The 21,268-nt window shown below is 30.5% G+C and carries 24 protein-coding genes; 14 read left to right on the forward strand and 10 right to left on the reverse strand.

Annotation, left to right across the window (positions count from 1 at the left end):
• The first annotated feature begins 69 nt into the window (after positions 1-69).
• Both BUC03_RS07415 and BUC03_RS07420 read left to right on the forward strand, forming a co-directional pair.
• Complete coding sequence (locus BUC03_RS07415) at positions 70-438, forward strand: hypothetical protein (RefSeq protein WP_073149839.1); 369 nt, start codon at positions 70-72, stop codon at positions 436-438.
• Positions 439-497: 59 nt separating this feature from the next.
• On the forward strand, positions 498-1,052 hold the full coding sequence (locus BUC03_RS07420; RefSeq protein ID WP_073149841.1) for a hypothetical protein: 555 nt from the start codon (positions 498-500) through the stop codon (positions 1,050-1,052).
• On the opposite strand, the gene BUC03_RS07425 is transcribed toward BUC03_RS07420, so the two are convergent.
• From BUC03_RS07425 to BUC03_RS07445, 4 genes are all read right to left on the reverse strand, one after another.
• Positions 1,045-1,884: a CvfB family protein gene (locus BUC03_RS07425; RefSeq protein WP_073149843.1), complete on the reverse strand. Its 840-nt coding sequence runs from the start codon at positions 1,882-1,884 to the stop codon at positions 1,045-1,047. The two genes, BUC03_RS07420 and BUC03_RS07425, sit on opposite strands and share 8 nt — an antisense overlap.
• Positions 1,885-2,023: 139 nt before the next feature.
• A complete protein-coding gene (gene menD, locus BUC03_RS07430; RefSeq protein ID WP_073149845.1) occupies positions 2,024-3,760 on the reverse strand; it encodes a 2-succinyl-5-enolpyruvyl-6-hydroxy-3-cyclohexene-1-carboxylic-acid synthase in 1,737 nt (578 codons plus the stop codon).
• A gap of 349 nt (positions 3,761-4,109) precedes the next feature.
• Positions 4,110-5,234: a chorismate-binding protein gene (locus BUC03_RS07440; RefSeq protein WP_073149849.1), complete on the reverse strand. Its 1,125-nt coding sequence runs from the start codon at positions 5,232-5,234 to the stop codon at positions 4,110-4,112.
• A 109-nt stretch (positions 5,235-5,343) separates the two neighbouring features.
• Complete coding sequence (locus BUC03_RS07445; protein ID WP_073149851.1) at positions 5,344-5,769, reverse strand: PaaI family thioesterase; 426 nt, start codon at positions 5,767-5,769, stop codon at positions 5,344-5,346.
• A gap of 106 nt (positions 5,770-5,875) precedes the next feature.
• Between BUC03_RS07445 and BUC03_RS07450 the strand changes: the two genes are divergently transcribed.
• Positions 5,876-6,523 carry an alpha/beta hydrolase gene (locus BUC03_RS07450; RefSeq protein ID WP_073149853.1) on the forward strand — a complete coding sequence of 216 codons (648 nt, stop codon included), beginning with the start codon at positions 5,876-5,878 and terminating at the stop codon, positions 6,521-6,523.
• A gap of 37 nt (positions 6,524-6,560) precedes the next feature.
• Positions 6,561-7,085: a hypothetical protein gene (locus BUC03_RS07455; RefSeq protein WP_073149855.1), complete on the forward strand. Its 525-nt coding sequence runs from the start codon at positions 6,561-6,563 to the stop codon at positions 7,083-7,085.
• A 180-nt stretch (positions 7,086-7,265) separates the two neighbouring features.
• Here the strand turns inward: BUC03_RS07455 and mazG are convergent, their stop codons facing one another.
• From mazG to ruvX, 4 genes are all read right to left on the reverse strand, one after another.
• Positions 7,266-8,042 carry a nucleoside triphosphate pyrophosphohydrolase gene (mazG, locus tag BUC03_RS07460; protein WP_073149857.1) on the reverse strand — a complete coding sequence of 259 codons (777 nt, stop codon included), beginning with the start codon at positions 8,040-8,042 and terminating at the stop codon, positions 7,266-7,268.
• Positions 8,043-8,475: 433 nt separating this feature from the next.
• The gene (locus tag BUC03_RS07465; RefSeq protein WP_073149859.1) at positions 8,476-8,907 is read right to left on the reverse strand and encodes a DUF5606 family protein; all 432 of its coding nucleotides are present in this window, start codon (positions 8,905-8,907) and stop codon (positions 8,476-8,478) included.
• Positions 8,908-8,963: 56 nt separating this feature from the next.
• Positions 8,964-9,554, reverse strand: coding sequence for a peptide deformylase (gene def / locus BUC03_RS07470; protein WP_073149861.1), 591 nt, complete (start codon positions 9,552-9,554; stop codon positions 8,964-8,966).
• Positions 9,555-9,607: 53 nt separating this feature from the next.
• A complete protein-coding gene (gene ruvX, locus BUC03_RS07475; protein ID WP_073149863.1) occupies positions 9,608-10,012 on the reverse strand; it encodes a Holliday junction resolvase RuvX in 405 nt (134 codons plus the stop codon).
• Between the two features lie 86 nt (positions 10,013-10,098).
• On the opposite strand from ruvX, the gene BUC03_RS07480 reads away from it, so the two are divergent.
• Entirely contained in the window at positions 10,099-10,914 is an 816-nt protein-coding gene (locus tag BUC03_RS07480; protein WP_073149864.1) for a 2,3,4,5-tetrahydropyridine-2,6-dicarboxylate N-succinyltransferase, read from the forward strand.
• Positions 10,915-10,985: 71 nt separating this feature from the next.
• The gene (locus tag BUC03_RS07485; RefSeq protein ID WP_073149866.1) at positions 10,986-12,071 is read left to right on the forward strand and encodes a glycosyltransferase family 9 protein; all 1,086 of its coding nucleotides are present in this window, start codon (positions 10,986-10,988) and stop codon (positions 12,069-12,071) included.
• Here the strand turns inward: BUC03_RS07485 and BUC03_RS07490 are convergent.
• On the reverse strand, positions 12,066-12,890 hold the full coding sequence (locus tag BUC03_RS07490) for a glycosyltransferase family 2 protein (RefSeq protein ID WP_073149868.1): 825 nt from the start codon (positions 12,888-12,890) through the stop codon (positions 12,066-12,068). The two genes, BUC03_RS07485 and BUC03_RS07490, sit on opposite strands and share 6 nt — an antisense overlap.
• Before the next feature lie 214 nt (positions 12,891-13,104).
• Here BUC03_RS07490 and BUC03_RS07495 point away from each other — a divergent pair, with 214 nt between their 5' ends.
• Positions 13,105-13,863 carry a glycosyltransferase family 2 protein gene (locus BUC03_RS07495; protein ID WP_073149870.1) on the forward strand — a complete coding sequence of 253 codons (759 nt, stop codon included), beginning with the start codon at positions 13,105-13,107 and terminating at the stop codon, positions 13,861-13,863.
• Between the two features lies 1 nt (position 13,864).
• Here the strand turns inward: BUC03_RS07495 and BUC03_RS07500 are convergent, their stop codons facing one another.
• Complete coding sequence (locus BUC03_RS07500) at positions 13,865-14,623, reverse strand: lipopolysaccharide kinase InaA family protein (RefSeq protein WP_073149872.1); 759 nt, start codon at positions 14,621-14,623, stop codon at positions 13,865-13,867.
• Positions 14,624-14,757: 134 nt separating this feature from the next.
• On the opposite strand from BUC03_RS07500, the gene BUC03_RS07505 reads away from it, so the two are divergent.
• From BUC03_RS07505 to BUC03_RS07535, 7 genes are read left to right on the forward strand one after another with little or no spacing between them, the layout of a single operon-like run.
• Positions 14,758-15,813 carry a glycosyltransferase family 4 protein gene (locus BUC03_RS07505; protein WP_073149873.1) on the forward strand — a complete coding sequence of 352 codons (1,056 nt, stop codon included), beginning with the start codon at positions 14,758-14,760 and terminating at the stop codon, positions 15,811-15,813.
• 1 nt (position 15,814) lies between these two features.
• Positions 15,815-16,747, forward strand: a complete 933-nt coding sequence (locus BUC03_RS07510) for a glycosyltransferase (RefSeq protein ID WP_073149874.1) — start codon at positions 15,815-15,817, stop codon at positions 16,745-16,747.
• Between the two features lie 3 nt (positions 16,748-16,750).
• Complete coding sequence (locus tag BUC03_RS07515; protein WP_073149875.1) at positions 16,751-17,596, forward strand: glycosyltransferase; 846 nt, start codon at positions 16,751-16,753, stop codon at positions 17,594-17,596.
• The gene (locus BUC03_RS07520) at positions 17,593-18,153 is read left to right on the forward strand and encodes an L-threonylcarbamoyladenylate synthase (protein WP_073149876.1); all 561 of its coding nucleotides are present in this window, start codon (positions 17,593-17,595) and stop codon (positions 18,151-18,153) included. Before BUC03_RS07515 ends, BUC03_RS07520 begins: the two co-directional genes overlap by 4 nt.
• A 1-nt stretch (position 18,154) precedes the next feature.
• Positions 18,155-19,585: a CCA tRNA nucleotidyltransferase gene (locus BUC03_RS07525; RefSeq protein ID WP_073149877.1), complete on the forward strand. Its 1,431-nt coding sequence runs from the start codon at positions 18,155-18,157 to the stop codon at positions 19,583-19,585.
• Positions 19,586-19,605: 20 nt separating this feature from the next.
• Positions 19,606-20,628, forward strand: a complete 1,023-nt coding sequence (locus BUC03_RS07530) for a COX15/CtaA family protein (RefSeq protein WP_073149878.1) — start codon at positions 19,606-19,608, stop codon at positions 20,626-20,628.
• 27 nt (positions 20,629-20,655) lie between these two features.
• Positions 20,656-21,174 (forward strand): IS1096 element passenger TnpR family protein, encoded by a 519-nt coding sequence (locus BUC03_RS07535; protein ID WP_073149879.1) that lies wholly within the window; start codon positions 20,656-20,658, stop codon positions 21,172-21,174.
• Positions 21,175-21,268: the final 94 nt, after the last annotated feature.

A 21,268-nucleotide genomic window follows, 5' to 3' on the forward strand; every position in this document is an offset into this window, starting at 1 on the left:
TTTAAACGTAAATTTACATTTTTTAATCAAAATTATGTAACTTTATAGAAGTACTTATAAAAGCTCGACATGAAAAATTTATACTTTTTGTTTATTCTGTTTTTTAGTTTTCAAATTTATGCACAGAACAGTTCTAGTATTGTAAACGTTAGTAAAGACTCTCTTTTAGTTACTGTAGATAAAAAACCAGAATTAAAAATTAATAAATTTCTTCAAAATATTGCTTTTGATCAAATAAACGATACTTATCACTACCCTATTACTACAACGGTACGTAATTACAGCTTTAAACCTACAGTAAAAGATATTGCTCAATATTTGTATGTAGAGCGACCTCTTTTAAAAATGCTGTATCCTAATTATAATTACTTGGGCGGACATTTAGCTGATTGGAATAATAATTATACCCCAGATTTAATTAGTTATTATGGTAAATAACTCTCTTCATTATAATATTTAGCATAATCTTTGATACCTTTATGCTGAAATTATTATTTATGTATTTTAAATTTTTTCTCTTTTTTATATTTATAGGTTTTTCTTCTATTGCACAAGAAATAGAAAACCCTAATCTTTTTGCTACTAATAATCAAATTATTAGAGCAGATTTATATAGCGGAAAAGCTGTTTCTCTTTCTCAATTTGATGGGTACATAAAACCTGAACAGAGACATTTTTCTGTACCACAAGGCAATGTTTTTGGCGAAGAAAATAAAGGAGATATTAATATGATGGCTTTGGCTGCAACAGAACAATGGAAACAGCAAAGCGGTATAATAGATATGCAATTTCCTGCAAAACAATTACAGCAAATTAATGGGCAGGTAAGAGTTTTTTATAACGCGCAAGAAAATTTTAAATACAGAACTAATTTTAATCTAAATTATTACGGACAAACCACTCCGGATGGAGGAATTAGAAATGAAGTGTATAAAGACGTTAGTCAGCCTTTTATAAACCCTTATTACGGACAAAGGTATAATCCATATTATAATAGAAGAAGAAGCTCCAATTCTAGTGGAGCTAACTTCAACTTTTATATGACTAGATAATTCTAATACCGTCTTCTTCTATAGAAACTAATCTTTTTTTATAGAGCATCCCAATAGCTTTTTTAAAACTCTTCTTGCTTATGCCTAATTTCGCTTTAATTTCATCTGGTGAAGACTTATCTGTAAGAGGTAAAAACCCATTACTCATCTCTAATTCTGCCATTACTGCATCTGCATTTGGCTCTATACTTCTATAACCAGGACGCTGAAGAGTAATGTCTATTTTATTGTCTGTTCTAGTTTTTTTCACCCAACCTTCAAGTTTATCTCCAGTCTTTAAGTCTTGAAAAACATCGTCATGATACACCAAACCTTGGTGTATTTCATTCACTATTAGATTAAAACCTATATCTGTTTTATTAGTAACAATAAGGTTTACTTTTTCAAAAGGTTCTACTGTAAGTTCTGTATTATCTAAAAAGTGATTTACTTTACTAGAAGCTACTAAACGCTCTGTTTCTTCATCTAAATAACAAAAAATCAAGTACCAATTCCCTTCTTTCATTGGGTAAGCTTGTTCTTTGTAAGGTACAAACAAATGTTTTTCTAACCCCCAATCTAAAAAAGCTCCTATTTGGTTTACCTCTACACATTTTAAAAAAGCAAATTCATCTAGCTTTACATAAGGTTTTAAATTGGTAGCAACTGGACGCTCGTCGTGATCTAAATAAACAAAAACCTCTATCTCATCTTCTAACTCAAAGCTCTCTGGTTTGTATTTATTAGGTAATAATACTTCGTTATCTTTCTCTCCAGTATCATCTTTTAAGAAAAGACCTGGAGGTGTATCTCTATCTATTTTTAAGGTATGAAATTGACCTATACTTAACATAAATTATATTTTAAAGGGCAAAGATACGTGCTTTTTAATCATAAAAATACCTAAACAGAAAAAGATAACTTCAAGTTGACTGATTAACTTGTAGTTATCTTTTTATAATTACTTACTTAATAATCTTAAAAATGAAGATTTATGGAAGTAAAACTTTAAAATAATTTTTTAAATATTGATCATTCTCTTCTCTAGGAGTAAAAATCTCTAAAATTTTAGGCAGATTATCTTCTGCATAAAACTCTATTAAACTGTTTTTCAAACTCTCTTCATCATGCGCAGCTTGATAACTAAACCCATACATTTCTGCTAAATGATTAGCTCTCAAGTTATGGGTAGTTTCAAAAAAAGTAGAAAAATGATTGGTTTCTTTGGCACCGGGTAAAATTCTAAAAATTCCGCCTCCTTGATTATTAATGATAATAATTCTGAAACTCTTCGGAATATAATTATTCCACAACGCATTGCTATCGTAAAAGAAACTTATGTCGCCCGTAATTAAAGTGGTTGGGTATGTTGCTTTTACTGCCGCACCTATTGCTGTTGAAGAACTGCCATCAATCCCACTTGTACCACGGTTACAATAAACTTGTAAACTAGGGTAAAGTTTAAATAACTGAGCATAACGCACCACACTACTATTAGAAAGTTGTACTACTTGCTGATGAGGCATTTGCTGAAGTATTTGGCGAAATGCTTTTAAATCACAAAACGGAATTTCTTCCATGTATTTCTCATGATGTACGTCTCGTTGCGCATTTACTTGCAGCCATTTATCTCTGTAGTTACTTTCTACTTGCTTTGCTAACGGAATAAACTTGCTAAAAAACTCATTCGCATTCACATCAAAATGTTTATTTAAACAGAAAAAAGTATCAAAGGCTTTTTTAGCATCTACGTGCCAATGGTGTTGGGGTTGGTAAGTACGTAAAAAAGCTTTTATTTTTTTTGAGATAATGAGTCCGCCAAAGGTTAATAAAATATCTGGTTGCAATTGTGCAAATTCTTCTTCTCGTGTTGCCGATGCTTCAAGAGGAGCTATTAACTTATCTATTCTTGTAATAAATTTTTCATGATGTAAATTAGAAGTAGTTTCTGTAAATACCAGAACCGAAGGATCTTCTGCTAATTCATCTAAAAATTTTTGCTCTATTGCATTAGGTTTATTTACCCCTACTAATACTAATTTTCTTTTAGCTCGATTCCAAATTTCTGCATAAGGCTCTAAAACTTTTTCTGCCGTAGTTTTAGGCTCTCTTATTGGTTCTATGGTTAACGGATTTACTGTCGGTTTTTCTACCAACTGATATAAAGGCTCATAAAACGGAGCATTAATATGCACGGGGCCATTTTGCTCAATGGCGGTATTTAAAGCTAAATTAATCTCTCTCTCGTTATGTTTTTGCGCTTCAAAAAGTTTTTGTTTTAGCTTTGAGTCTATTGGCGCAGATGTATCTAATACCAGTTCTGAATATAAATTAGCAGAATACAAAATATGGTTTTGGTAAACATTTTTTTGTCTAATAGTTTGCCCATCGCCAATATCTATACGTTCTACAGGTCTATCTGCAGAAATTACAACTAGTGGAACATCACTATAAAATGCTTCTGCAATAGCAGGATAATAATTTAATAACGCACTACCAGAAGAGCAACATAAAGCTACTGGTTCTTGCAATTGCTGTGCTAAACCTAAAGCAAAAAATGCTGCCGAACGCTCATCTACTATGCTATATGCTTCTATTTCTGGATGATTGGAGAAACTAATAGTTAAAGGTGCATTTCGAGATCCTGGAGAAATCACTACGTGCTTTATTCCTTTAGATAAACATAATAAAGTAATTGATTGGGCAAGCGGTATGCTAGAGTATTGCATGTTTTATTGAATTTTCTCCTACAAAAATACGGCTTATTGGTTAATTTGTTAGCGCGTTTATGAGTTTTTGTATTACTTGCTTAAGACAATAATTTAAATAAAACACGCTTACCTCAGAAACCTCAACAGCGTTCAAAAACTTCAAAAATTTTTCAAATTTCTGTGTATAATCATCATTATTATTGTCATTCCGGACTTGATCCAGAATCTCTTCTTCCTTTGAAAAAATATGGATCGGAAAATATTGAAACAACACTTCAACTCCGCTAAGTGTGACAAACAATTTTATAAAGAGCTCAAATCTCACGTCTAACTTGTAACTTCTAATTTCTAAAGTCTACTCTCTAACTTAAAGTACTTTTTGCATAGTTTCTGCTTTTCTAAGCGTTTCTTCCCACTCTGCAGCAGGGTTAGAATCTTTAGTGATACCACCACCAATATAAAGCATTGCTTTATTTTCTAAAAGTTGCATACAACGCAAATTCACATATAGATTAGATTGTCGCTCAATTAAGTTGAATGCTGAATTTTCTACATTTCGTTTTCGTGGATTTCTAGGTTTTTCTACCTGAATATTTAACTCACCCAAATAACCAGCATAAAAAGCACGATTATAAGCTTCTTCATTTAAAATAAACTCTTTTGCCATTTGTTTAGGCAAACCACAAACTGCTGGAGTTGGATGTAAATTAGTTACTATTTCACCTAGATTTTCTTTTTTAAAAACTCCACTTAAATTGGTTTTTAAATGCACTACATTACCCGCTCTATGCGTTTGCACATCAGAAATTTGTAAACGCTCTATACCTTCTATATTTTTTAAAGCATCTTCTATTGTTCTGGTAACAATTGCTTGTTCTTCTATTTCTTTTTCTCCCCAAGAAACTTCTGTCGTTCCTTTAAAAACTTGTGTTCCCGCTAACGCCATGGTTTTAAAACGATTATTTTGCGTTTTCACTAAGGTTTCTGGTGTTGCTGCTAACCATAAACCTACCTGCGGATGGTACCAACAATACACAAAAGCGGTTGGGTAATTTTTTAATAATCGTTTAAAATATTCAATGGGTTGTGTTTTTACCGCTAAAACTTGCTTTCTAGAAAGTACTACTTTTTCTAATGCTGAATTTTTAATAGCCGTAATTCCTTTTTCTACTAAATTTTCATGAAATGTTTTTTGCTGAAGTGTAGTTTCAAATGGTGTTGATGCAATAGATTCTTCAACCATCAATTCTTCAATCGTAAATTTTAACTTAGAGAAATTGGCCTTTCTTCTATTGAAAAAGATAGTTTTTTGTTGATTATCAAAAGGTGCAAACACAAAACCTTCTTGCTGAAAATTTTCTAAATACTCTAATTTTGCGTCTTCCTGAAGTTGCAAATGAAGCTCATCACTATTGGGATGACGATAAGCTACAAAGGGTAATTGTGCTTCGAGTTGTTTTTCTAATTTTTGAAAATATATAGATAAGGCCATTTGGATTTTTTAAATTTTTAATCAACATTAACTAAATAGTTCTCGACTCCGCTCGAACTGACATTGATTAAACTAATTACACTTCGACAAGCGCAGTGTGACAATGCTTTTACTTTTTCTTGGGTAAGGCAATAGTGGTTAATTTTACGGCAGAAATTAGGTTGTCTTCTACATCTCTAATTTTAATATCCCAAACCTGCGTAGTTTTGCCTTTATGTAAAAATTCGGCACGCGCAAACACCTCTCCGCTTGCGATACTTTTTACGTGATTAGCAGAAATTTCTATCCCGCGAATGTAAAAATGTTCTCCATCTAAAAAGATAAAACTAGCTGCGCTACCCACACTTTCTGCCAAAGCTACCATTGCTCCACCGTGTAAAACACCATCTGGTTGATGTACTTTTGGGGTAACCGGCATTTTAGCTACCAGAAAATCTTTACCAACATCGATAAATTCTATTTCTAAGGTTTCCATTAAGGTATTTTTGCACATTTTTGCGCAACCGGCTAGTATTTCTTCTTTAGAATATTTCATTTTTTAATATCTCTATAAAATCTTATTACATAATTGAAATTAAATATTTAGTTTCGAAAAATATCTAAATCTCGATGATCGAGTAAAAATACAAAATAGCAACTACATGACGACCGAAGAAAAAAAGGTTTCTTACACGACAACCAATTCTTATTCTACCAAAAATAAATTAACTAATGCTACCAAAAATGTATGGTTTTGCTGCCACGGACTTGGTTTTTTAAGTAGGTATTTTATAGAATATTTTAAAGGTTTAAATGCTGAAGAAAATTATATTATAGCTCCACAAGCACCTTCTAAATATTATCAAAAATCAGATTTTAAACACGTTGGTGCTTGCTGGCTTACTAAAGAAGAAACTTTACAAGAAACAGAAAATATACTTAATTACCTAGATTCAGTTTTTGCTGCAGAAGAAATTTTAAACGATAAGCGTTTAATTTTATTAGGCTACTCTCAAGGGGTTTCTGTAATTACTCGATGGTTGGCCTCTAGAAAAATAAATTGTGACACTTTAATCATACATTCTGGAGCAATACCAAAAGAGTTAACGCCACAAGATTTTGAATTTTTGCAAGACACCAAAATAGAATTGTGGTACGGTACAGAAGATGAATACTTAACCGAAAAGAGAATAGTTGAAGAAACCAAACACGCAAATAACTTATTTGGAGATTGTTTAAAAATTGTGCCATTTAAAGGAAAACACGTGGTAAATGCCGATTTAATAAATCAATTAGGAATTAGTCACTAAATACCTAGTTTTAAACCATTAACCGAAATAATAAAAAATGAGTAGAAATGAAAAGATTAAGCATATAAATAAAGATGTGCTAACCAACATTGACAAGGTTCTTAATTCTATCTATGACCACGGAAACTCATCTAAAATAAGAGTTATAAATAAGACTAGAACAATTGCCGTGGCACTAAATCTAATACATGAAAAAGAGCCACTAACTTTCTATCTTAGCGAAAATGGAATACTTGCGCTTCAAGAAGGCGGGATTAAAAATTATTTAGAAAAACTAGGCGCTGAGAAAGATTTAGATCTCATAATTAAAGGATTGACTAAAAAAAGTTTAAAAAATCAATTTTTGTACAATATAATGTATGTAGGTGTTGGTGGGGTTATAGGAATATTAACAATATTAGTAACGCCAGATACCACAGAAAAATACATACAAGAATTGAATAAAATTGTAAAGCAAAAAAACAAAAATAACTCTAATCTTAAAACTGAAATTAAACAAATACGTTTAGAAATAAACTCTTTAAAAAAACAAGTTAATTCTTTAAAAAATGTATCAGAATAAAAAACGGTTTTTAAGACTGTATAAAATAATCGCAGTTTATTGCTTAATCAAAAGTTGTTAAAAACACACAATTACATTTAACCATATACTTTAATTTAAGGTCTTATTTATTATATTTTTATTTAAGTCTTTGTAATGTTTACTAAAATCTAAAATAACGAAGATTGTTATTAGTATTTACTAATCTACTTTTTTTGCTTCTTCCCAAAACACATCCATTTCTTGTAATGTCATATCGCTAAGAGGTTTCTTATTTTCTTTGGCTTTTTCTTCTAAATATTGAAAGCGTTTGATAAACTTTTTATTGGTACGCTCTAAGGCATTTTCTGGGTTTATTTTTAGAAAACGAGCATAATTAATCATAGAGAAAAGTACATCTCCAAATTCTGCTTCTATTTTATCTTGATCTTGTACCTTCACTTCTTCCTGAAGTTCTTCTAGCTCTTCTTTTACTTTATCAAAAACTTGTTGTGGCTCTTCCCAATCAAAACCTACTCCTGCTACTTTTTCTTGAATTCTGCTAGCTTTTACTAAGGCAGGTAAAGAACGAGGTACACCTTCTAACACGCTTTTTTTACCTTCTTTTAGTTTTAGATTTTCCCAGTTTTTCTTAACATCTGCTTCATTTTCTACTTCTACGTCTGCGTAAATATGTGGATGTCTAGAAATAAGTTTATCACAAATACTATTAGCTACATCTGCTATATCAAAACTACCTTTCTCACTACCAATTTTAGAATAAAAGACTATATGCAGTAACACATCTCCTAACTCTTTTTTTACTTCTTCTAAATCATTATCTAAAATTGCATCTCCCAACTCGTAAGTTTCTTCAATAGTTAAATGGCGAAGAGTTTCCATAGTTTGCTTACGATCCCAAGGGCATTTTTCACGTAATTCATCCATAATGGTTAGTAAACAATCAAAGGCTTGTAATTGGTCTTTTCTAGAATTCATGTTTTGATAATTTGAAAGTTTAAAAGTACAATTTATTCTATAATTTGTTGGGTTTATATAGTGCTTATCGGTTTATTTAAACTCTAGAATTTTAAATATTTTCTGCTTCTTATCCTTAGTGAGATCTCGAAATAATTACAGGATAATATAACGGACTTTATTAAGAGATTATTAAAAGAGAAAAGGAATTATACTGAAGTTGTTTTAGTATGACATCAACTCAATAAGACCCTGAAATAAATTCAGGGTGACGAAACCGGAGTTAATAAAAGATGCGTTAGGGATGGAGCGTTTGTTTGAGCTCTTTTATAAAGACTGTATTTCACAGTTTTTATAAAAAGCGAGTCGTGACAGCCCGACCCTTGTGGTAACGCCATAAAAAAAGCCTTGTAAATGACTACAAGGCTATCTGTTTTTGAAATTGTAAGAAAATTTATTCTTCTTCTGAAGAAGCTTCTGCTTTTTCTTCTGTTTTTGGTTCTGCAAAATCGGTTATACCTGCTTTTACCAATATGTTATACCATTGAAATACTTTTTTAATATCACTAGAGTACACACGATCTTCATCGTAATCTGGTAATACTTCTTTAAAGTATGTTTCTAATTTTGCTTTAGATTCTTTATGGCTTATGGTTTCTTTACCGTCTTCTTTTTCTGCTATTTTTAGAAAAACTTCTCTTAAAGGAACTTCTTCTGTGTAAGTATACATTGCAATTTCACTAAGCATGCTCACGTTATGTCTTACCGATACAGATAGTTTTTTTCCATCTGCTAAAGACTCTGCTACAAAACCACCACGGGTTTGTGCTTTTAACTCATATAATCCTGGTTTTCCTGAAATAGCTAATACTTTCTCTAAACTCATGTTTTATTTTTTTAAGGGTCGCAAATATCTAATCTCTTGATATAAAAACAAAAAGATTATCGTCCTTTTTTTGCATTTGGGAAGCGCATTCTATAATCTGAACGAACGTCACCTTTACTTATTTTTTGTAACTTATTCTTTATCAGTCTCTTTTTAAGACTTGATAGTTTATCTGTAAATAAAATTCCTTCTATATGATCATACTCATGTTGTATTACTCTTGCTGCTAAACCGCTATAATTTTCTGTTATTTTGGTAAAATTTTCATCGTAGTATTCTATAGTGATATTTGGTTTTCTAAACACATCTTCACGTACCTCTGGAATACTTAAACAGCCTTCGTTAAATGCCCACTCATCTCCCTCTTCATTAGTGATTTGTGGATTTATAAATACTTTTTTTAATGCTTTTAGTTGAGTTTTATCTTCTTCTGAAAGATCTTCATCTTCTGCAAAAGGTGCTGCATCTATTACAAATAATCTAATTGACAAACCTATTTGTGGTGCAGCCAAACCAACACCATAAGCACCATACATAGTCTCAAACATATTTGCTATAAGTGCATCAAGCTGTGGATAATCTTGAGAAATATCTTTTGCTTTTTTCTTTAATACGGGATCTCCGTAAGCTACTACTGGTAATATCATATTAATATGCTAATTTTTAAATTTAAAAATGAGATGATTTTTTATTTTAATCATCAATATAAATAAGATTGTAAAATTATGGTGGCGCTAATTTCGTCTACTAAAGCTTTATTGCGGCGCTGCTTTTTTTTGAGTCCGCTATCTATCATGGTTTGTACTGCCATTTTAGAAGTAAAGCGTTCATCTACACGTTCTACCTTCATTTGTGGGAATTTTTCTGTGAATTTTTTTAAAAATTTTTGAATAAATTCTTCACTTTGTGAGGCAGCTCCATCCCTTTGTTTTGGCTCTCCAACTAACACTAATTCTACTTTTTCTTTAGAAAAATAATCTTGTAGAAATTCAAGTAAATTAGGCGTATCTACAGTAGTTAAACCAGAGGCTATCATTTTAAGCTCATCTGTTACTGCTATACCAGTTCTTTTGGTTCCAAAGTCTAGGGCCAATATTCTAGCCATATTTAATTTTTATGCAAAGATAATACTTATAAAGCTATTGCTATAATATTTAAGGATAAGCCTTATATTTGGCCAAAAATTAACTAATGGAAGACTTAAAAAATACAATTTTAGAGGCTTGGGATAACCGAGAATTATTAAAAGAAGAAAAAACACAAAATGCAATTCGTGAAGTAATTAACTTGGTAGATGCAGGTGAATTACGTTGTGCAGAACCAACACAAGACGGATGGCAAGTAAATGAGTGGGTAAAAAAAGGAGTTGTTCTTTATTTCCCTATTCAGAAAATGGAAACTCTAGAGGCTGGTATTTTTGAGTATCATGATAAAATGCCTTTAAAAACTGGATATAAAGAAAAAGGAATTCGTGTGGTACCAAATGCAGTGGCAAGACACGGTGCTTATATTTCTAGTGGTGTAATTATGATGCCTAGTTATGTAAATATTGGTGCTTATGTAGATGAAGGTACTATGGTAGATACTTGGGCTACTGTTGGTAGTTGTGCTCAAATTGGTAAAAATGTTCACCTTTCTGGTGGTGTTGGTATTGGTGGTGTTTTAGAGCCATTACAAGCAGCCCCTGTTATTATTGAGGATAATGCATTTTTAGGTTCTAGAAGTATTGTTGTAGAAGGTGTACGTGTAGAAAAAGAAGCTGTTCTTGGAGCTAATGTGGTACTTACCGCATCTACTAAAATTATTGATGTAACTGGTGATGAACCTGTAGAGATGAAAGGTATTGTGCCTGCAAGATCTGTAGTAATACCTGGTTCTTACACTAAGAAATTCCCTGCTGGAGAATTTAATGTGCCTTGTGCTTTAATTATTGGGAAGCGTAAAGAAAGTACTAATAAAAAGACATCTTTAAACGATGCATTACGTGAGTATAATGTAGCGGTATAATTAATATTCATAAAACTCCTCTTTCGGGAGGAGTTTTCTTTTTTTTAAATCATCTTTTTTCTATCATTTTTATGACCTCTACTCTAGCCCTGAATAAAGCCAAATACCTAATTATTCAGCAAAAAATGATTGGTGATGTACTTACTTCTTCTATTTTATGTGAGGCAATTAAACAAAAAAATGCTTCTGCAGAAGTTCATTATTTAGTAAATCAGCATACTATACCTGTTGTAGAAAATAATCCGTTTATAGATAAGTTGATTGTAATGACTAAAGAGATTGAAAAATCTCCCGCTAAATTTTTTAAATTTCTTCAGCAAGTAAAAAAAGAAAATTACAATGTGGTTTTAGACGTGTACTCTAAACCTGCTAGTGTTTTAATTGGTAAATACTCTGGTGCTTCTATTAAAATTGGCTATAAAAAATGGTACTCTAAATTGGCTTATAATTATATTTTTAAATATAAATCTAAACCAGATACTTATGCCGGTCTGGCAATAGAAAATAGAATGCTTCTTTTACAACCTTTAGATAAAAGCTATGCTGTAGAGTTAAAACCTAAAATTTATTTAACTGAAAAAGAATTTGCCTCTGCTAAAAAAATTCTTCAACAAGAAAATTTATTACACAAGCCATTATTTATGATTGGTATTTTGGGTTCTTCAGAAGAAAAAAGCTACCCGCTACCCTACTTGGCTAAATTGCTAGATATTATTGTTGAAGAAACTAATGGAAATTTAATTTTTAACTACATCCCTAAACAATTAGACTCGGTTACCAAACTAATAAAACTTTGCTCACCTACAACTCAACAAAATATTTACTCTGCTATTTACGGTAAAAGTTTAAGAGATTTTATGGCTCTAACTTCTTTATGTGATGCTTTTATAGGAAATGAAGGTGGTGCAGTAAATATGGCTAAAGCATTAAATATACCTACTTTTTCAATTTTTGCTCCATTTACAAAACGAATTGCTTGGGCTATTTATGAAGATGATAAAAATACTAGTGTACATCTAGAAACCTACAAACCTGAAATTTATAAAAATACGGAGTTAAAAGAAATTAGAAAAGACGCTTCTACCTATTATCAAAAATTAAAGCCTACATTTTTTGAAACAGAATTAAAAAACTATTTAAAAAAAATTAATTTATAACTTCTTTATACCAAAAGGGGTTTTAATAACACCTCTCTTTTTAGTTTCTTTTCTTATCGCCAAATTAGCATCTATAGATTCTTTGGTTTTATAACCTCTTGGGTGATCTAAATGAAGACAAATTGCAGAGTAACGAATTTGTTTAGATTTTATACCACTATTTATTAAACGCTCCCCTAGTTCTCTGTCTTGACCACCGTACTGCATACGCTCATCAAAACCATTAATAGCAAGCATATCTTTTTTCCATCCGCTGGCATTATGCCCGTTCCAGCTAGCATTAGTAGGGGTAATCTTGTTAAGCATATTTTGCATAAAGCCTTTTGCACTTAACTTTTTATTTTTAAAAGAAGAGGTAAGTCCATTTTTTTTCAACCACTCTACATCAAAACATTGCTGACTAAAAATAGTTTCTTTAGTAATCATCTTAGAAATATCTAATGGCAACATAAAATAACCTCCAGATAAAAAGAAACCTTCTTCTCTATATTTTAAATGTGTAGACACAAAGTCTTTACGAGGTATACAATCCCCATCACTCATTAAGATATAGTCTGATTTGCAAGCTAAAATTGCTTTATTTAATATTCTCGATTTTTGAAAACCATCATCATCTTGCCAAACGTGTTGAATTGGATAATTTACTATTTTCTGAAAACGTTGTATTAAATCAAAAGTTGGTTGTTTAGAACCGTCATCAGCAATAACAACTTCAAAATTAGCACTATCTTGACATGCATATCCCCAAAGTACTTTTTCTAACCAGTCTTCTGAGTTATAGGTGCTAATAATTACTGATATATTAATGCTATTTTTCAACGTCTAAAATTTGGTAAATTAACTTTACAAGTACAAAAATAACGATTTTTACCGATGCAATTGTTTTTGAAAGAAAAAAAGTTGAAAATTATCCGCAACCTTTTCAAGAAATGTGCATCTTAATTATGAAGTATCTTTTGTTTGCTATAAATTTGCCTTTTGTTTCAAATTAAGATTTAAGTTTAAATAATAGTTAAATTCAATAACTAAAAAGTTGGAAAAACTCACAGCGCTAATACCTACCGGAAACGAAATTCACAACATTAAAGAAGTTATAGCTTCTGTTGATTTTGCTGATGAAATTTTGGTGGTAGACAGCTACAGTAATGACGGTACTTATGAAGTTGCTAAAAAACTAGCTGATCGAGTTATTAGAAGAGAATACAAATATTCTGCCTCTCAAAAAAATTGGGCTATACCACAAGCTAAATATGAATGGATTTTACTGGTAGATGCAGACGAGCGAGTGACACCAGAACTTAAAAAAGAAATTCTTGAAATTTTAAAAAACCCTCCGCAAGACCAAACTGTTGCTTATTCTATTGGCCGTAAAAATCATTTTATGGGTAAACACGTTAAGCATAGTGGTTGGAAAAATGATAAAGTAACTCGTTTATTTAAAAAAAGTAAATGCCGCTATGAAAACAAGCATGTACATGCAGAAATTATAGCAGATGGTAAGGTAAAAAAATTAAACTCTAAGTTTTATCACAATACGTATATTACTATAGATAAGTTTTTAGAAAAAATGAATCGTTACGCTTGGTGGCAAGCTAAAGATTACGATAAAAAAATAGGAAGACTAACACCTTACCATTTTATTATTAAACCTATGTATAGCTTTTTTAAACATTACATTATGCAAGGTGGTTTTAGAGATGGTGTTGTGGGTTTAACCATTGCATATATTCACGGATATACTGTTTTTATGCGCTATGTTAAAGTTTGGCTTTTACGTAGAGATAGAAAATAATTTACTTTTTCCAGAATTTTATTTTCTTCTTAAATTTTCTTTTGTTGTGAAACTTCTCTTGAAATTTTTGCGTTTCGCTCCACATTAAATCTACAATTTTCTGATAATCTCCACCTATACATTTAGCATATTCATCACTCATTATTTCTACCATAGAACGATGAACAGTTAATCTTTTAAAGTTTTTAATTCTTTCTTCAAAAGACAATGGTTTAAACTCCATTCTATTTAAATCTACCAAGTAAAACTGATAATTGTTTCCAGTAATTTCTATTAACGTATTACCTGGTGAATGATCTAAAAAAAGAACTTCTTTTTCATGAAGCTGAAATGTAAATCTTGTAAATGCCCTTAAAATTTCTTCGTGATTTGGAATATCAAAATTATGCGTTAAATCCCGATAAGTATAATCTGTATGTAAATGTTTACTTACGTAAAAACTCTTTTTAAAAAGTGCAGACGAAGGAAACTCAAAAAAAGCAATAGGGTCTGGAGTGCCAAAACCCAACTCTTGAAGTTTTTCTGCATATTCAAAAGAACGTTGAGCTTTGCTCTTCCTAAAGTATTTATAAACAAACTGATTAATTAAATTAGGGATTTTAAAAGATTTAATATTTAAAGTAACACCCTCTATATCAAAAAGTTTAATTACATTTCTATTAGCGTTACCTAATATTTGCCCTTCAGTTTGAAAATTATCTATACAATTTACAACCTGTTTTTTTTTGCTTTTATATGCTTCAGAAAAAGTATATTTCATTTTGCAAAAGTACAATAATATGCGTTTTTAAAGCCTTTAATTTATTTATAATAACAAAAATCAATTTCAACTATTTACAAAAAATAAAATAATATATAATTGTAAATTCTATATTTGTGCTCAAATATAGAATAATGAAAGAAAGCTATTACATTCTACATAAAAATGGTGCAAATAGTCATTATTCAGCTTTAGATTACTTATTAAAAGAGAATAATATTAATCTAGTTTATAGAGAATTTTCTATTGTAGGTAACTTCTTTAAAAGTATTAAAAGATTAGATTTTAAGCTTTTTATTAAACAATTAAAAAATTTATTTTTTCTATTTCAGTTAATTATCTCTTCTAACAAAAAGGTGGTTTTAGGTATAGCTCCTTATGATGCTAAATTAAAACGCTTACTTTGGGTTTTAAGCAATCATCAAGTTTTTTACCATACTTCATGGACGTGCTGGGACAAAACTTTTCAGCCTAAAAAATTAAAGAAAAACGCAGATAGCGTATTAAAGATTTGGGAAAATTTTTTAGAAGATAAATGCCAACATATTTTTGCTGTTACCAAGCATACTAAAAATGAGATTTTAAATAATTACAACGTAAACTCTAATAAAGTTAGTGTGGTTTACCATTCTATCTCTAATGAGTTTTTAAAAACAACTATTACCAAAAGATATAATAAGAAGAGTTTTATTTATGTTGGAAGATTAACTCCTGAAAAAGGGATAGAAGAAATGCTGAATTTTTTCAGTAAAAATACAGACTTACCTTTAACCATTATAGGGAATGGTAAACTTAAAAATGAAGTAATAGAAAATTCTAAACAACACAAAAACATAAAATATATAGAGTACGTAAGCAATAGAGCCTTATTAGCTTCTTATTTTCAAGAAAATACATTCTTAATTTTAAATTCTAAAAAAACAAGAAAATGGGAAGAGCTTTTTGGTATGGTTTTAATTGAAGCAATGTCTCAAGGTACTATACCAATTTCTACCAATCATTCTGGACCAAATGAAATTATTCATAAAGACTTAGGTTTTTTATATAAAGAAGGTGAGTTAGAAGAAAAAATAAAAGAGATTATAAAAAACACACATCCATTAGCTGCAATGAGTGAAAATTGCATAGATTTCTCTAAGCAGTTTACTATTTTAGAAAATGCTAAACGATGGAAAAAAATTTTAAATTAATATGATTGATATAAGTTGTATCATTATTAATTACAATACTTCTAACTACACTACAGAAGCTGTAAAATCTATATTAGATTTTCATGAAAATGATTTAAGTCTAGAAATTATCGTTGTAGATAATTGCTCTAAAATAGAAGACTACCTTTTACTTAAAAAAAGTTTAGAACAACTAAACAACAATAAAGTAAAACTTTACAGAAGCAGAATTAACACTGGTTTTGGCGGTGGTAATATGTATGGTGTTTTACAAGCATCTTCTTCTAAGTACTACGCATTTATTAATAATGATACATTACAGGTTTCTAAAAATTGTTTAAGCCGACTAAAAGAATTTATGTTAAACACACCAGATGCAGCAGTGTGTTCTCCACAAATGTTAGATCAGCATAAAAACTTTAGTGTTACAATAGATCATTTTTCTTCTTTAAAAAGAGAAATAATTAAAAGACCTTTATTAGAAAAATTAAATCCGAAAAAATATTTAAATAGAAAAATAACCTATACAAAGCCTACTGCAGTGCATTATGTACAAGGCTCTTTTCTATTTGTAGATGCTAAAGAATTTGATGCAATTGGTGGTTTTGATACTAATATTTTTCTTTATTATGAAGAATCTGATTTATGTTTGAGACTATTAAAAGAAAGAGGTAAAAAAACCTATCTAGTTCCAGATTTAGAATATATACACTACAAAAATGCAAGTACACCACGTACTGCATTAAGTAAAACAGAAATGAAAATTTCTTTACTGTATACTATTAAAAAGCACTACGGTTATTTTGCACACCAACTATTACTTAACCATTTGAGAGTTAAATACTTTTTTAGTTCTATAGTAAAACCCAAACATTTTTACTTATTTAAGGTATTGTTAAAAGGTGGTGGTTTAAATCATTCATTAAAACTTAAGCAAAAAATAGAAGAGTTATAAAATATGTACCAACACTATCTTATTACACGATTTAATTTAAAAAAAGAAGGCTGGAACACCTCTAAAAATAATATACCTGTACTTACAGAAGAATGGTTAGAAAGACGTTTTAACTTATTTGAAAACTTTTGTTTTCCTTCTGTAAAAAGTCAAAATAATCAAAATTTTACTTGGCTAGTCTATTTTGATGTAGATACGCCTCAAATTTTTAAAGATAGAATTTTAGGCCTTTCTATGGGGTACTCTAAATTTCAGCCTCGTTATGTAGAAAATATGCAAGCATTTGTACCTTCTATTCAAAAAGAACTACAAAAATCTACCTCTAAATATATTATTTCTACTAGAATTGATAATGACGATTGTATAGCTTATAACTTTATAAAAGATATTCAAAGTAGGTTTATAGAAACCAAACACCAAGCATTTGATTATGCAGATGGATATACATTACAAATTTCACCAGATTTTAGATTAGGCAAAAAACGTCAATTATGGAATCCGTTTATTAGTTTAATTGAAGAAAATAACCAACCACAATCTGTTTGGCAAAAAAGTCACGCCGATTGGAAATTAGACCCGTTAGTTAAACGTATTAATAATAAACGACTATGGATGTCTATTATACATCAAGAAAATAAAGTAAACGAGTTTACTGGTTACGGTAAAGTTTCTGTTACAGAATTAAATAACTTTAAAATAACTGCAGAAAAAAGAGATGAAATTACTCCGCAACTAATTCCAAATTCAAAATGGATATCTTTGAACATTCAAAATTATTTAGATACACAATTTAAATGTATTTACAAAGACATTAAAAGAGCTATTAGACTAAGAAAAAAGAAAAAATGATAGAAGAAATTAACAATTGCCTTACCACTTTAAAACGTGGCGGACTTATACTTTACCCTACAGATACAGTTTGGGGTATTGGCTGTGATGCTACAAATGCAGATGCTGTAGATAAAGTATTTGCTTTAAAAAAGAGAGCAGAAAGCAAATCTCTAATCTCTTTAGTTTCAGATTATAAAATGCTAAATCAGTTTGTAGAAGAAATACCAGAAGTAGCTTATGATATTTTAAAATATGCTGCTAAACCTACCACTATTATTTTTGACGATCCCATTAGAGTTGCAGAAAATTTAATAGCAGAAGATAATTCTCTAGCCATTAGAGTATGTAAAGATCCATTTTGTAATAAACTAATTAGAAAGTTTAGAAAACCTATTGTATCTACCTCTGCCAATATTAGCGGTCAACCTACTCCAAAATCTTTTGATCAAATAAGTCCTGAAATTTTAAAAGGAGTAGACTATGTTGTAAATTTGCAACCGTCAAAAAAAAGCGCTAAACCATCAACAATTATTAAGTTAACGTTAGACGGAAAAGTGCAAATTATTAGAAAATAAAATGCCGCAAGAGAAAACGTACAAAGAAGCACTGTCCCACAAAATTTTTGAATATATAAGCCAAGCTGCAGATAATCTATCACTAGAGACCTACGCTATTGGTGGTTTTGTACGTGATTTCTTTTTGCAGAGAGGTGATGCTAAAGATATAGATATAGTTGCCGTTGGTAATGGTATAGAGCTAGCTAAAGAAGTCTCTAGATTGTTACCACACCAACCAAAAGTACAAGTTTTTAAAACTTACGGCACCGCTATGCTACGTGCTTTTGATATAGAAGTAGAATTTGTAGGTGCTAGAAAAGAATCTTATTCAGAAAATAGTAGAAATCCAGAAGTAGAATCTGGTTCTTTACAAGATGATCAAAATCGTCGTGATTTTACCATTAATGCATTAGCACTACAACTAAATAAAGAAAATTTTGGTAAGTTATTAGACCCATTTAACGGGCTAGAAGATTTAAAATCTAAACTTATTAAAACCCCATTAGAGCCAGGCATTACTTACTCTGACGATCCTTTAAGAATGATGCGTGCCATTAGGTTTGCTACGCAATTAGGTTTCAAAATTGAAGAAGATTCTTTACAAGCCATTGCAGATCATCACAAACGCATTAAAATAATTTCTAAAGAACGTATTGTAGACGAGTTAAATAAAATTCTTTCGTCTCCAAAACCCTCTATAGGTTTTGCTTTACTTAGAAAAACCTATTTACTACCACTAATTTTACCAGAACTTTCTGCATTACAAGGTATAGATGAAAAAGAGGGACAACGCCATAAAGACAACTTTTGGCATACTTTAGAAGTGGTAGATAATATTTCTGAAAATACTAACGATGTTTGGCTACGTTGGGCTGCCCTTTTACACGATATTGGCAAAGCACCAACCAAAAGATTTCATAAAAAAATAGGATGGACTTTTCACGGTCATGAGTTTGTAGGAGCAAAAATGGTTTTCAAACTTTTTAAACGTTTAAAAATGCCTTTGAATGAAAAGATGAAATTTGTTCAAAAAATGGTATTAATGAGCTCTCGCCCTATTGTAATTGCAGAAGATCATGTAACAGACTCTGCAGTAAGAAGATTAATTTTTGATGCTGGAGACCATATAGAAAGTTTAATGACCTTGTGTGAGGCAGATATTACCACCAAAAATCCAAAACGATATAAAAAATACCATAATAACTTTAAAGTAGTTAGGCAAAAACTAAAAGAAGTAGAAGAGAGAGACCATATTCGAAATTTTCAACCACCAGTTTCTGGAGAAGAAATCATGAAAACTTTTAATATTAGACCTTCTAAAGAAATAGGTATGATTAAAAACGCGATTAAAGAAGCTATTTTAGAAGGTGAAATACCTAATGAATATGAAGCTGCACAAAAATTTATGATTGCTAAAGGAAAAAAACTGGGGCTAACCGTAAGTAATTAAAACAAATATCGGCTTATAAAATGTTTATAAAAATTGTAAAAACATCACTTATTCTTGTTTACTTAGTGATTGTAGCAGGGGCTGTGGTACGTATGACAGGAAGCGGAATGGGATGTCCAGATTGGCCAAAGTGTTTTGGTTATTACATTCCACCTACAGAGCAGTCTCAAATAGAATGGCACCCAGAGCAAGATTACCACAAAGGCCAAGTAATTATTGTAGATGAAACCCTACAGGTTGCTAAACAAGATTTTACCGCTACAAAAACATTTCAAAAAGAAAATTGGTCACATTACACAAAACACGACTATGCTATTTTTAATCCAACCCATACTTGGGTAGAATATATTAATAGATTAGTAGGTGCCTTAGCAGGATTAGCTATTTTATTAATGGCTATTCTTTCAATTTGGAAATGGAAAAAGAATAAAAAAATTACCCTACTCGCCTGGTTTACTACTTTTTTAATGGGTTTTCAAGCTTGGTTAGGCGCTACGGTAGTTTACTCACTTTTAGCTCCAGTAAGAATTACGCTTCATATGGTAGTAGCACTAATTATTGTAGCTATTATACTGTATATTTTATATTTATGTAGCGAGAAAACAACAACGCATAACTACCAAAAATCATTTAGAAATTTATTAATAGTTTCTATTATACTTACGCTAATTCAAGTAGTATTAGGTACAGAGGTACGCCAATATGTAGATATGCAAGTAAAAGAAATTGGCTATACTAAAGAACTTTGGTTAGCACCCCCTACCCTTCAGTTTTACATACATAGAAGCTTCTCTTTTTTAGTATTATTTATTAATGTATTTATTTGGTGGAAAAACAAAAAAAATGGTCTAGGCTATCAACTAACTAACTGGATTCTAATCTTAATTTTGTTAGAAATTTTTACAGGAATATTAATGTTTTATTTAGATTTTCCTTTTGCTACCCAAGCCTCTCATTTAGTAATTGCTTCTGCTTTATTTGGCGTTCAATATTATCTTATATTACAAACCAACAAAGCTAAAATTCAAACAAAAAAAGCATAACTTTGCATCCCAAATTTTTAGAAAACTATGATTTACAAATTCCGCATAGTATTAGATACTTTAGATGATGTTTTTAGAGATATTGAAATTGAAGAAAATGCTACCTTAGAAGATCTTCATAATTCTGTTACGCAAGCTTTTGGTTTTGATGGAACCGAAATGGCATCTTTTTATCTTACAGATGAAGAGTGGAACCAAGGCGAAGAAATTGTTCTTTTTGATATGAGCGAAGGAATGAATTCTGTTAGAATGATGAATGAAACTACACTAGACTCTGTAGTAGATGAGAAAAACACGAAGCTTATTTATGTGTACGACTTTTTTAGTATGTGGACTTTTTATGTTGAACTAGCAGATATTACAGAACCAGAAGATGGTAGAGATTACCCTAACTTAATGTTTGCTCATGGCGTTTTACCAGATAGCCCGCCTGAAAAGAATTTTGAAGCAGAAAAAAACGAACTTGCAGAAGAGTTTGGAGATGAAGATGACGATTTAGGTTTTGAAAGCTTAGATGATTACGATTTTGATGAAAATTGGAATTAATTTTAAAATCACCATTCTTTAAAATTTTATAATTTAACTTTTAACATTATCTAGTAGCATTAGGGATAGTAGCGGCATCCTTTTATTCTGTATT

Origin of the sequence: Mesonia phycicola, from assembly GCF_900141885.1 — a bacterium.
Taxonomy (GTDB): domain Bacteria; phylum Bacteroidota; class Bacteroidia; order Flavobacteriales; family Flavobacteriaceae; genus Mesonia; species Mesonia phycicola.

Excerpts from the sequence above, each read along its gene's own strand:
- def (WP_073149861.1), bottom strand. The coding sequence starts at position 9,554 with ATGATATTACCAGTAGTAGCTTACGGAGATCCCGTATTAAAGAAAAAA.
- BUC03_RS07510 (WP_073149874.1), top strand. The coding sequence starts at position 15,815 with ATGATTGATATAAGTTGTATCATTATTAATTACAATACTTCTAACTAC.
- BUC03_RS07415 (WP_073149839.1), top strand. The coding sequence starts at position 70 with ATGAAAAATTTATACTTTTTGTTTATTCTGTTTTTTAGTTTTCAAATT.
- ruvX (WP_073149863.1), bottom strand. The coding sequence starts at position 10,012 with ATGGCTAGAATATTGGCCCTAGACTTTGGAACCAAAAGAACTGGTATA.
- BUC03_RS07515 (WP_073149875.1), top strand. The coding sequence starts at position 16,751 with ATGTACCAACACTATCTTATTACACGATTTAATTTAAAAAAAGAAGGC.
- BUC03_RS07520 (WP_073149876.1), top strand. The coding sequence starts at position 17,593 with ATGATAGAAGAAATTAACAATTGCCTTACCACTTTAAAACGTGGCGGA.
- BUC03_RS07440 (WP_073149849.1), bottom strand. The coding sequence starts at position 5,234 with ATGGCCTTATCTATATATTTTCAAAAATTAGAAAAACAACTCGAAGCA.
- BUC03_RS07505 (WP_073149873.1), top strand. The coding sequence starts at position 14,758 with ATGAAAGAAAGCTATTACATTCTACATAAAAATGGTGCAAATAGTCAT.
- BUC03_RS07500 (WP_073149872.1), bottom strand. The coding sequence starts at position 14,623 with ATGAAATATACTTTTTCTGAAGCATATAAAAGCAAAAAAAAACAGGTT.
- BUC03_RS07485 (WP_073149866.1), top strand. The coding sequence starts at position 10,986 with ATGACCTCTACTCTAGCCCTGAATAAAGCCAAATACCTAATTATTCAG.
- BUC03_RS07425 (WP_073149843.1), bottom strand. The coding sequence starts at position 1,884 with ATGTTAAGTATAGGTCAATTTCATACCTTAAAAATAGATAGAGATACA.
- BUC03_RS07530 (WP_073149878.1), top strand. The coding sequence starts at position 19,606 with ATGTTTATAAAAATTGTAAAAACATCACTTATTCTTGTTTACTTAGTG.
- menD (WP_073149845.1), bottom strand. The coding sequence starts at position 3,760 with ATGCAATACTCTAGCATACCGCTTGCCCAATCAATTACTTTATTATGT.
- BUC03_RS07465 (WP_073149859.1), bottom strand. The coding sequence starts at position 8,907 with ATGAGTTTAGAGAAAGTATTAGCTATTTCAGGAAAACCAGGATTATAT.
- BUC03_RS07450 (WP_073149853.1), top strand. The coding sequence starts at position 5,876 with ATGACGACCGAAGAAAAAAAGGTTTCTTACACGACAACCAATTCTTAT.
- mazG (WP_073149857.1), bottom strand. The coding sequence starts at position 8,042 with ATGAATTCTAGAAAAGACCAATTACAAGCCTTTGATTGTTTACTAACC.
- BUC03_RS07455 (WP_073149855.1), top strand. The coding sequence starts at position 6,561 with ATGAGTAGAAATGAAAAGATTAAGCATATAAATAAAGATGTGCTAACC.
- BUC03_RS07480 (WP_073149864.1), top strand. The coding sequence starts at position 10,099 with ATGGAAGACTTAAAAAATACAATTTTAGAGGCTTGGGATAACCGAGAA.
- BUC03_RS07535 (WP_073149879.1), top strand. The coding sequence starts at position 20,656 with ATGATTTACAAATTCCGCATAGTATTAGATACTTTAGATGATGTTTTT.
- BUC03_RS07525 (WP_073149877.1), top strand. The coding sequence starts at position 18,155 with ATGCCGCAAGAGAAAACGTACAAAGAAGCACTGTCCCACAAAATTTTT.
- BUC03_RS07420 (WP_073149841.1), top strand. The coding sequence starts at position 498 with ATGTATTTTAAATTTTTTCTCTTTTTTATATTTATAGGTTTTTCTTCT.
- BUC03_RS07445 (WP_073149851.1), bottom strand. The coding sequence starts at position 5,769 with ATGAAATATTCTAAAGAAGAAATACTAGCCGGTTGCGCAAAAATGTGC.